This is a genomic window from Micromonospora sp. NPDC023966 (assembly GCF_040639095.1).
GTDB lineage: Bacteria > Actinomycetota > Actinomycetes > Mycobacteriales > Micromonosporaceae > Micromonospora.
Map to the genome: position 1 here is coordinate 1 of NZ_JBEZZJ010000068.1, position 9504 is coordinate 9504.

Below are 9504 nucleotides of genomic sequence, written 5' to 3' on the forward strand. Positions count from 1 at the left end.
CCGCGCAGACCGTGCAGGTCTCGGCCTACCCGGACGCCTACGCCCAGTGGGAGCGGCAGGCCGCCGACATCGTCGCCCACAACTGGAACAGCTGACCCGAGCAAACAACGCTGGCCGGCACCCCGACACGGGGTGCCGGCCAGCGGCGTCTTCACACCGGGGCGCTCTCGGCGCGCAGGCGGGAGGAGCCCGTCCCCACCGACCAGCCGGCCACCCACCGGCTGCCGCTGGTGCTGCTGGTCCGGTCGATTAGGTGGTACCAGTCCATCCGGCAGCGCTGTGGGGTCACGTCGAGCACCCCGTACCCGTGCCCGTCCAGCTCGGCCCAGCGCACGTGCGGGTTGGTCGAGCGGATCAGCCCGGCGCCGAGCTGACTCAGCGGGTTGCCGGCGGGCAGCTTCAGGAAGTCGTTGATGTTGTCGCTGGTCACCGACGGCACGACGAACTCCGCCGCGGCCGGCTCGAACAGCGTGGACCGGGTGGTCACCTCGTTGGCCCACGACGTGTGGATGTCTCCCGTCAGGAAGACCACGTCCCTGGTGCCGGTGCCCCGGAGGTGGTCGACCAGTTCGTTGCGGTCGGCGTTGTAGCCGTCCCACTGGTCGGCGTTGAGCACCGCACCGTTCTCCGGGATGCCGAGCAGCTTCGCGAGCGGGCCGAGCAGCCAGGACGGCAGCGCGCCGACGTCCAGCCGAGCGATCATCACGGGGTTGCCGACCAGCTTCCACCGGGCGGTGGAGCCGGAGAGCCCCGCCTTGAGCCAGGCCATCTGCGCGTCGCCGGTGATCGTCCGGCCGGGGTCGTCGACGGCGGTGCCGGACGCCTGCGCCGACACCGCCGTCGACGCGCCCCGCGCTGCCTCTGCCGTGCGGATTTCACCGGGTCTTCCGTCCCGGTTCGCCCGGGCGGCCCTCCACTACGTACGGTCCTGCCCGGCGTCCGCGGTACGCCGACCGCGCCGGGTGACCGACCGGTCAGGAGGGGGAGTCGCCGGAGGGGCGGTGACCGGCGAAGACGTCGACCAGCGCCGCCACCAGGGCCAGCGCGATGATCCCGACGGCCAGCAGGAGCGAGTGGCGGTAGGCGACGGAGAAGTCGCCCCGGCTGTGGGCCAGCGAGGAGAAGAACAAGGCGCCGACCCCGGCGATGCCGGCGGCCGAGCCGATCCGCTGCCCGGTCTGCAGCATGCCGGCGCCGCTGCCGGCCTGCGGCACCGGCACCTCGGAGAGGGTCAGCGTCTGGTTCGGCGCGATGACCAGGCCGCTGCCCAGCCCGGCGAGCAGGAACGGCACGGCGGTCAGCAGCGGCACCGAGTGGCGCGGCGAGTGCCGCAGCACCCACACGGTGGCCAGCAGGCCGAGCACCACCACCAGCAGGCCGGCGGCGACCAGCGGCCGGCCGTAACGGGTGACGACCCGGCCGCCCACCGCCGAGGCGGCCGCCGAGCCGAGCGCGAACGGGGTGATGGCCAGGCCGGCGGCGAGCGCGCTGTAGCCGAGCCCGACCTGAATGTAGAGCGTGAAGATGAAGAAGATGGCGGTGAACCCGGCGAAGTAGACCAGGCCGATCAGCGAACCCAGCGTGTACGAGCGGAACCGGAACAGCCGCAGGTCGAACAGGGGCGGCCGGTGCCGCGCGTACCACCGCTCCCAGAACGCGAAGCCGGCCAGGAAGAGCAGGCCGACGGGGATCAGCATCCACTTGCCGGCGCCGCGCCACTGCGCCCGCTGCACCAGCGGCAGCAGCACCAGGGTCACCCCGAGGCCGAGCAGCACCACCCCCATGGGGTCCAGCCGGTGCCGGTCCGGCTGGCCGGCCGGACGGGCCGGGATCAGCCGCCAGCCCAGCACCACGGCGAGGATGCCCACCGGGATGTTCACGAAGAAGACCCAGCGCCAGCCGTGCTCCTCCCCGCCGAGTTCGATCAGCAGCCCGCCGAGCAGCGGGCCGACCGCGGTGGAGATGCCGATGGTGGCGCCGAGCAGGCCGAACGCGCGGCCCCGCTCGGAGCCCCGGAACAGCTGCTGGATCATGCCGCTCACCTGGGGGTTGACCACCCCTGCGGCGGCGCCCTGGACGAGCCGGGCGGCGATCAGCCACTCCGGCGAGCGGGCCATCCCGGCCAGCGCGCTGGTCACCGTGAACAGCGCCACCCCGACCACGAACGCGGTACGCCGGCCGCGCGCGTCGCCGAAGCGCCCGGCCGGCACCAGCACCAGACCGAAGGTCAGCGCGTATCCGGACAGCACCCACTGCAGGTCGCTGGGGGTGGCGTGGATGGCCCGGTCGATCGACGGCACGGCCACGTTGACGATGCTGACGTCCAGCAGGGTCATGAACGCCGCGACCAGGCCGACGCTCAGCGCCTTCCAGCGGCGCCGGTCGTCCGACCCGGTGTCGTCCACCGGCGTCGACGACCGGTCCGTGCTCATCGTGCCCCCCGCTGACCGTCGATCACGCATTCCCGATCGCTACCCGGCACCCGGTGGGGCAAACGACGATGTCACGTCATCTGACGCGCGCACCACCGCGGTCCGAAGTCCAGCCCGGACATCGGGGAGTCCTCCCGGTGCAGCAGCCCTCGCTCGGTGAGCACGTGCAGCGGCTCGCGGAGTTCCTCCTCGGTCATACCGGTCTCCTGGGCGATCAGGTCCGGGTAGGGGACGTGCCCCCGCACCTCCAGCGCGGTCACCGCCTGGTACACCCGTTCCTCGACCGCAGACAGCTGTACCTGCTGCATCGCTTCCCTCCTCGGCGTGGACCGCCCGACCGGCGGGCGGCCTGCGCCCGGCGGTTACCCGGGCGGGGTCCGATGATGCCCACCCGATCGGGGGGTCGTGCGGGGGCGCGTGCCGGGCGCGTCGACCGCGCGGTGGCCTAGGCTGCACGCGTGATCATCTGGGACCTCGTCGTCGTCGGTGGCGGTCCGGCCGGTCTCTCCGCCGCGCACGCGGCGGCCCGGGCCGGCGTCCGCACCCTGGTGGTCGAGCGGGCCACCCATCCCCGGTACAAGACCTGCGGCGGCGGGCTGATCGGCACCTCACTGGCCGAGGTCACCCACCGGATCGAGGTGCCCGCGCACGACCGGGTCGACCGGGTCACCTTCACCCGGGACGGGCGACGCCAGTTCACCCGCCGCCACTCCGCGCCGCTGGTGGCCATGGTCCGCCGGGAGGAGTTCGACGACCGGTTGCGCGCCGCCGCGGTCGCCGCCGGCGCCGAGGTCCGCGAGGGCGTCACCGTCCGCGCCGTCGAGCAGGACCCCGACGAGGTACGCGTACGGCTGGCCGGCGGCGACACGGTACGCGGCCGCGCGGTGATCGGCGCCGACGGCTCCTCGGGCGTGACCGCCCGGCACGTCGGGGTGACCTGGCGGCAGGTCGACCTGGGGCTGGAGCTGGAGCTGCCGATCCCACCGGCCGAGCAGGACCGCTGGCGCGGGCGGGTGCTCCTCGACTGGGGCCCGGTCCCCGGCTCGTACGCCTGGGTCTTCCCGAAGGGCGACCGGCTCACCGTCGGCGTCATCGCCGGCCGGGGCGAGGGCGAGCGGACGCGCGCCTACCTGCGCGACTTCGTGGCCCGGCTGGGCCTGTCCGGGGTGACCCCGGAGCACGACTCGGGGCACCTGACCCGGTGCCGGGCGGAGGACTCGCCGCTGCGCCGCGACCGGGTGCTGGTCGCCGGTGACGCGGCGGGCCTGCTGGAGCCGTGGAGCCGGGAGGGCATCAGCTTCGCGTTGCGGTCGGGCCGGCTGGCCGGCGAGGCGGTGGCCGGCGGCGACCTCGACGCCTACGACCGGGAGGTCCGGCGCCGGCTGGTGCCGGAAATGCGGGCCGGGCACCGGCTGCTGGAGGTCTTCACGCGGCGGCCCGACGTGTTCCACGCGCTGCTGGCGACCCCGCCCGGCTGGCGGATGTTCGTCCGGTTCTGCCTGGGGCAGGTCGGCTTCGAGCGGGTCCTGGCCCGCCGCCCGGTGCGGGCCGGCCTGGCCCTGCTGGACCGGCTGCCGCCGTGGCGGCCGGAGACGGCCGGGCGGTCCGCCCCCGGCCCGCGGTAGTCACGGCACGACGGGCGGCCCAGCGGGCCGGGTCGGTTGATGCGGCGGGTGGGCGGACGGGCGCACAATGCGGTCATGAGCGAACCGCGCGAGTCGTTCACCGACGAGGAGTACGCCTTCCTGCGGCACGTCCGCTTCGGCGAACTGCCACCCGGGGTGCGTCCCGAGGAGCGGCTGGAGTCGACCGAGAGCGAGACCGAGCCGCGCCGGGACCGGCCCGATCCGACCGGCGGGCAGCACGAGTGGGACCTGCGGGCCGGCGGGTGACCGACCCGGAGACGGCGACGGGCCCCGGGTGCGACACCCGGGGCCCGTCGACAGGTGGTACGGGTCAGAAGACCGGCACGCCCTCGCGGACCAGCTTCCAGTTCGGCACGAAGAAGTCTGCCGGGTCGATGACGCCCTTGGCCTGCGCCCAGTCGATGAGCAGCTGGCGGATCTCCTGCTGCTCGTTGTAGACCTGGGTCTTCACGATGCCCGGGAAGTTGCCGCCACCGCTGCGCCGGTAGTTGTTCACCGCGATGACGAACTGCGCGTCCGCGGCGACCGGGGTGTCGGTGCCCGGCAGCACCAGGCGGGTGATCCGCTGGCCGACCGGCTTCGAGATGTCGATGTCGTAGTCGAGCCCGGAGATGACGTCGTAGTTGTAGTCCGGCACGGCCGGGTCGCTGATCGTGTCCGGGTTGACCGCCGCGCCCACCGGGAGGGTGACGAAGTACTTCGCGGAGTACTCCAGGTACGCCTTCACCTCGGCGCCGGTCAGCACGACCGCCTCCAGGGTGTTGTCGAAGACGTAGAGTCCCGCCACGTCGCGGATCCGCACGTCGCCCTGCGGGAAGACCGCGGTGCGGCTGAACGGGGACGCCTGCGACAGCACCGGCAGGCCCGCGTACGCGGTGCCGGCCAGGGCCTGGGTGACCACCTCGGCCTGGACGTGGTTGATGAAGTCCAGGATCGGGGTGTCCTTGTACCGCGACTCGACGGTGGACAGTTCGACGCTGGACTGCGCCACCACCTGGTTGACGTACCCGACGGTCTTGGTGTGCTGGCCGCGGACGGCCGCGAGCACGGCCGGGTCCTCGACCACGGTGTTGGTGTTGAGCATGGTCGACCGCTTGCCGACGACCTGCCAGCGGCCCTTCTCCCGGGTCAGGGTAAAGTCCATCCGGGTCAGTCGCTGGCCCCACTTCGACGGCTCGGAGGTGAGCACCTGCGCGCCGGTGGCCTTGTTGGTGACGAACTTCTCCGGCACCTCGTTGTGGGCGTGGCCGAAGAGGATCGCGTCGATGCCGGGCACCTGCTCGGCGATCAGCGCGACCGGGTTCTCGTTCGGCAGCTCCGGGCCGTAGCTGGAGGTGCCGCTGTCGCCGCCGTGGGCGGAGATGATGACCAGGTCGGCGCCGCGCTCCCGCATCACCGGCACCCACTTGGCGGCGGTCGCCACCATGTCGGCGAAGACCAGCTTGCCCTCGACGTTGGCCCTGTCCCAGATGGCCACGCCGGGGTTGGTCAGGCCGAGGATGCCGACCTTCAGGGTGGGGGAGTCGTACCCGCCGAGCGCGACCTCCTTGATCACGTACGGCAGGAAGGCCGGCTTGCCGGTCTTCTCATTGATCGCGTTCGCGGCCAGGGCCGGGAAGCCGAGCTGGCCGATCCAGGTGGCGAGCAGCGGCAGGCCGTAGTTGAACTCGTGGTTGCCCAGCGTGACGGCGTCGTACTTCAGCACGTTCATGGCGTTGGCCATCGGGTGCGTCTCACCGGTGCTGGTGATCGGCTCCTGCTTGGCATAGTAGGTGGCCAGCGGGGTGCCCTGGATGGTGTCGCCGGCGTCCAGTACCAGGGTCGCCCTGCCCTTGCGCTCCGCGCGGATCTGGTTGACCAGGGTGGCCAGCTTCGCGACGCCGACGTCGTTGTGCTTGCTGTCGTCGAACTCGGCGTCGCGGTAGTAGTCCCAGTTGTAGACGTTGCCGTGGGTGTCCGAGGTGCCGAGGACGGTGAGGTCCCAGGTCTTCGACGGCTTCGGGTTGGCCTCGGCGGGAGCGCCGGCGATCAGGGGGGCGGTCGCGGCGGCGGCGGCGACGGCCAGCACCTGGCGGCGCGAGGCGCCGGAGGAGGAGGTCATGAGGTGCCCTTCCATGGGGGTGGACGCGCCTCGTGGGCGCCGTTGCGCACCATAACGACCGGCTGTCACAGATGCCACATCGCCCCGAGGTATCTCACACCACCAGCGCCGCCGGCTACCGCGGTGTGACGGCGCGGGCACGTGACCGGCCGTTTCGCCCCCGGTCCGGCGGGAAGGGCGGGGGAGGAACGACGGCGCGAGGGAGCAACCGGTGAGCGAGGACCAGTACACCCAGCAGGACCCCACCCGCCAGTACGGCCAGCAGCAGGGCCAACCCGCCCAGCAGCAGCCGGCGCCCGGCAGCGAACAGCAGATGGGCCCGAAGCCGGACCACGGCGAGGAGTCGTACCGGGGCAGCGACCGGCTCTCCGGCAAGCGGGCGCTGATCACCGGCGGTGACTCCGGGATCGGCCGGGCGGTCGCCATCGCGTACGCCCGGGAGGGCGCCGACGTGCTGATCTCCTACCTCGGCGACGACGAGGAGGCCGATGCCCGCGAGACCGTGAGCCTGATCGAGCAGGCCGGTCGCAAGGGCGTCGCCGTGCGGTGCGACGTGCGGGAGGAGGCGAACTGCCGCAACCTGGTCGAGCGGACGCTGTCCGACCTCGGCGGCATCGACATCCTGGTCAACAACGCGGCCTTCCAGATGTCGCAGGACAACGGCATCCTCGACATCACCACCGAGCAGTTCGACCGGGTCTTCAAGACCAACGTGTACGCCATGTTCTGGCTCTGCAAGCTGGCCGTGCCGCACCTGCCCGAGGGCTCGGCGATCATCAACAGCTCGTCGATCCAGGCGTTCAATCCCTCGCCGCAGCTGCTCGAATACGCCACCACGAAGGCGGCCATCGCCAACTTCACCAAGGCGCTCGCACTGAACCTGGCCGACCGGGGCATCCGGGTCAACGCCGTGGCGCCCGGCCCGGTCTGGACCCCGCTGATCCCGGCCACCATGCCCGAGGAGAAGGTGAAGCAGTTCGGCACCGACACCCCGATGGGCCGACCCGCCCAGCCCGCCGAACTGGCGCCCGCGTACGTCTTCTTCGCCTCCCAGGAGTCGAGCTACGTGACGGGGGAGATTCTCGGCGTGACCGGGGGCAAGCTCACCAGGTGATCCGCCGGCCGCCGGTGGTCAGCGGGGCCAGGCGGCCATCCGGCGGCGCACCTCGGCGATCTGGCCGGGGTCCAGGCCGTAGCGGGCGAACCGGCGGTCCGGCACCCGGTCCAGGTAGCGGCCCGCCGCCCGGACGTCCTCGACGTCCAGCGCCGGGTCCACCTGCCGGGCCAGTTCCAGCAGCTCCGTCACCGCGTACCGGTCCAGCGCGGCCGAGACGTCGATGTAGTCGCGGACCTCGCGGCGGTTGACCAGCGCGGCCGTCTTGTTGGCGATGAGGTCCCGGACGTCCATGACCGGGCCCAGGTCCATCACCACGGGGCTGCGGTACCGGTCGAGCCGGGCCAGGCTGAGCCGGATCTGCCGGCCGTCCCGGCTCACCACGAAGTCCCGCAGGTCCCGGTCGTAGCCGTCGAAGAGCTCACCCAGCTCGCTGTCCGGGTCGGCGTCGGCCACCTGGTAGCCGGCCCGCTCCAGGGCGGTCCGCACCCCGGCCGCCGCCGCGGCGGCCGCGCCCTCCACGTCGGCGAAGAGGTCAACGTCCTCGGTCGGGCGGGTGACCAGGCCGTGCGCCGCCCAGGCCACCCCGCCGCCGAGCACGAACCGGTGGGGCCGGGCGGCCGCGAGGGCCACCCGGGCCACCTCCCGGTAGAAGTCGTGCAGGTGGGTCACGCGGTGCGCAGGCCCCGGTGCCGGCTCTCCCACGCCAGGCGTACGCCCCGGGGCAGGTTCAACAGCGGCCACACCCGGCGCAGCGTCCCGGCATCGATCAGCTCGCGCAGGTCCTCGACGCGGGTGGTCTCGCGCAGCACGTTCTCGTACATCCAGAGCAGGTCGTCGGGGTCGGCCAGGTCGAAGGCGCGCTCGCTGCTCCACATCAGGCGCACCGGCAGCTCGACGATGCCGCGGGTGGGCCCGGCGAGCTCGGCGAGGGTGCGCGCCACCACGGCGGGTCGCCCGGGCCGGGCGAGGTACGCGGTGCTGGTGGCCGACATGCTGTCAGGGTAACCCCTGTCCCGCGTTTTCCCATCGCCCTGACCTCGCACCCACCGCCAGGACGGCGAGCTGGCGGCCCGGGTGACCCGCCGACCACCCCATCCCGACCGTGGCACGCGCTCGTCCGGGTCGGCCCCGCCGCCGGGCGGGTTGGCCCGGATCACCCTGCTTCCGGGTCGGCGACGGGCCGGCGGGTGTGTGGGGCGTATGTCCGTTTCCCGCCCGTGCTTCGGTGGTGGGTGGAACGCCATGTGTGTCTCCGGGGCCCGGTGACCTCCATGGTGTTCCACCGACGGCGCGCTGTCGCGGTAGGTGGGGCTGCCCCAGTGAAGTGGTGGGTGCTGCCGGGCTGGCTTGGGCGGGGTGTCGGGTTCGTGGGGGTGGTCGGCGGCACTCTGGCGGCGGAATGGCGGGCGGGTGCGGGTCGTTGTATCCGGGTGAACGGCTGAGGAAGACGCCCCGCCTGGCGGGGTGGCAGCCCGCCCCGCGAGGTGGGTGTGCCGAGCCCGGAATGATGGTGGGCGGCCGGTCGTTGTACATGGTCCGGCGCGACGAAGTGGCTCCCCGGCCCCGCGTGCTGATGATCCCCCCGGAATGACTTTCTTAGAGCGCCTGACGGTGCTTGCGCACACCGGATTGCCGACCTCCCCCGGTCGGGGTGTGCGCCAACCCCCGAACGGAGCTAACCCCCATGAACACGATGCTGCGTAAGAGTGTGCTGGGTATTGCTGGTCTGGCGTTCGCTGGTGGTCTGGCTGCGGGTCCGCTGAATCATCATGAGGCGGCGCCGGTGACGGGGCTGTCGGAGGCGGCGGTGGTGCAGGCCGACAAGCCGGACGTGGGCAAGCTGATCCCGCATGGTGTGCAGGGCGCCCAGTCGAAGATTGATCTGAACGACGAGCAGACGGCCAACGCTAAGGCGATCATCGCCGCGACGAAGAAGGCCGGTCTGCCGGAGCGGGCCGCGGTCATCTCGATCGCCACGTCGCTGCAGGAGTCGAAGCTGGAGAACCTGGGCCACCTCGGCGACAAGAATGACCACGACTCGCTGGGTCTGTTCCAGCAGCGCCCGTCCAGCGGGTGGGGTTCGCCGGAGCAGATTACCGACCCTGAGTACTCGACGCTTGCGTTCCTGAAGGGTCTGAAGCAGGTCGACGGCTGGCAGGACATGCCGCTGACCGAGGCCGCGCAGACCGTGCAGGTCTCGGCCTACCC

General features: G+C 72.4%; 9 protein-coding genes and 1 pseudogene. 4 read left to right on the forward strand and 6 right to left on the reverse strand.

Annotation, left to right across the window (positions count from 1 at the left end):
* Positions 1 to 151: 151 nt before the first annotated feature.
* The 3 genes and pseudogenes from AB0F68_RS34785 to AB0F68_RS34795 form a co-directional block, all read right to left on the reverse strand.
* Positions 152 to 823 (reverse strand): annotated as a pseudogene (locus AB0F68_RS34785) (alkaline phosphatase D family protein); the annotation flags it as partial.
* 151 nt (positions 824 to 974) lie between these two features.
* On the reverse strand, positions 975 to 2432 hold the full coding sequence (locus tag AB0F68_RS34790; protein WP_357346074.1) for an MFS transporter: 1458 nt from the start codon (positions 2430 to 2432) through the stop codon (positions 975 to 977).
* Positions 2433 to 2503: 71 nt separating this feature from the next.
* Positions 2504 to 2740, reverse strand: coding sequence for a hypothetical protein (locus AB0F68_RS34795; protein ID WP_357346076.1), 237 nt, complete (start codon positions 2738 to 2740; stop codon positions 2504 to 2506).
* 150 nt (positions 2741 to 2890) lie between these two features.
* Here AB0F68_RS34795 and AB0F68_RS34800 point away from each other — a divergent pair, with 150 nt between their 5' ends.
* A complete protein-coding gene (locus AB0F68_RS34800; RefSeq protein ID WP_357346078.1) occupies positions 2891 to 4057 on the forward strand; it encodes a geranylgeranyl reductase family protein in 1167 nt (388 codons plus the stop codon).
* A gap of 75 nt (positions 4058 to 4132) precedes the next feature.
* Positions 4133 to 4324: a hypothetical protein gene (locus AB0F68_RS34805; RefSeq protein ID WP_357346080.1), complete on the forward strand. Its 192-nt coding sequence runs from the start codon at positions 4133 to 4135 to the stop codon at positions 4322 to 4324.
* Between the two features lie 64 nt (positions 4325 to 4388).
* On the opposite strand, the gene AB0F68_RS34810 is transcribed toward AB0F68_RS34805, so the two are convergent.
* The gene (locus tag AB0F68_RS34810) at positions 4389 to 6179 is read right to left on the reverse strand and encodes a 5'-nucleotidase C-terminal domain-containing protein (protein WP_357346083.1); all 1791 of its coding nucleotides are present in this window, start codon (positions 6177 to 6179) and stop codon (positions 4389 to 4391) included.
* Positions 6180 to 6390: 211 nt separating this feature from the next.
* On the opposite strand from AB0F68_RS34810, the gene AB0F68_RS34815 reads away from it, so the two are divergent.
* Positions 6391 to 7293 carry an SDR family oxidoreductase gene (locus AB0F68_RS34815; RefSeq protein ID WP_357346085.1) on the forward strand — a complete coding sequence of 301 codons (903 nt, stop codon included), beginning with the start codon at positions 6391 to 6393 and terminating at the stop codon, positions 7291 to 7293.
* A gap of 18 nt (positions 7294 to 7311) precedes the next feature.
* On the opposite strand, the gene AB0F68_RS34820 is transcribed toward AB0F68_RS34815, so the two are convergent.
* Entirely contained in the window at positions 7312 to 7965 is a 654-nt protein-coding gene (locus AB0F68_RS34820) for a nucleotidyl transferase AbiEii/AbiGii toxin family protein (RefSeq protein WP_357346087.1), read from the reverse strand.
* Positions 7962 to 8288, reverse strand: a complete 327-nt coding sequence (locus AB0F68_RS34825; protein ID WP_357346088.1) for a hypothetical protein — start codon at positions 8286 to 8288, stop codon at positions 7962 to 7964. Before AB0F68_RS34825 ends, AB0F68_RS34820 begins: the two co-directional genes overlap by 4 nt.
* A 692-nt stretch (positions 8289 to 8980) precedes the next feature.
* Between AB0F68_RS34825 and AB0F68_RS34830 the strand changes: the two genes are divergently transcribed.
* A partial coding sequence (locus tag AB0F68_RS34830) for a hypothetical protein (RefSeq protein WP_357346090.1) occupies positions 8981 to 9504 on the forward strand: 524 nt, incomplete at its 3' end.

What these genes read in the sequence shown, in the direction of transcription:
- AB0F68_RS34790 (WP_357346074.1), bottom strand. Translation starts at nt 2,432, where the DNA reads ATGAGCACGGACCGGTCGTCGACGCCGGTGGACGACACCGGGTCGGAC.
- AB0F68_RS34795 (WP_357346076.1), bottom strand. Translation starts at nt 2,740, where the DNA reads ATGCAGCAGGTACAGCTGTCTGCGGTCGAGGAACGGGTGTACCAGGCG.
- AB0F68_RS34805 (WP_357346080.1), top strand. Translation starts at nt 4,133, where the DNA reads ATGAGCGAACCGCGCGAGTCGTTCACCGACGAGGAGTACGCCTTCCTG.
- AB0F68_RS34810 (WP_357346083.1), bottom strand. Translation starts at nt 6,179, where the DNA reads ATGACCTCCTCCTCCGGCGCCTCGCGCCGCCAGGTGCTGGCCGTCGCC.
- AB0F68_RS34825 (WP_357346088.1), bottom strand. Translation starts at nt 8,288, where the DNA reads ATGTCGGCCACCAGCACCGCGTACCTCGCCCGGCCCGGGCGACCCGCC.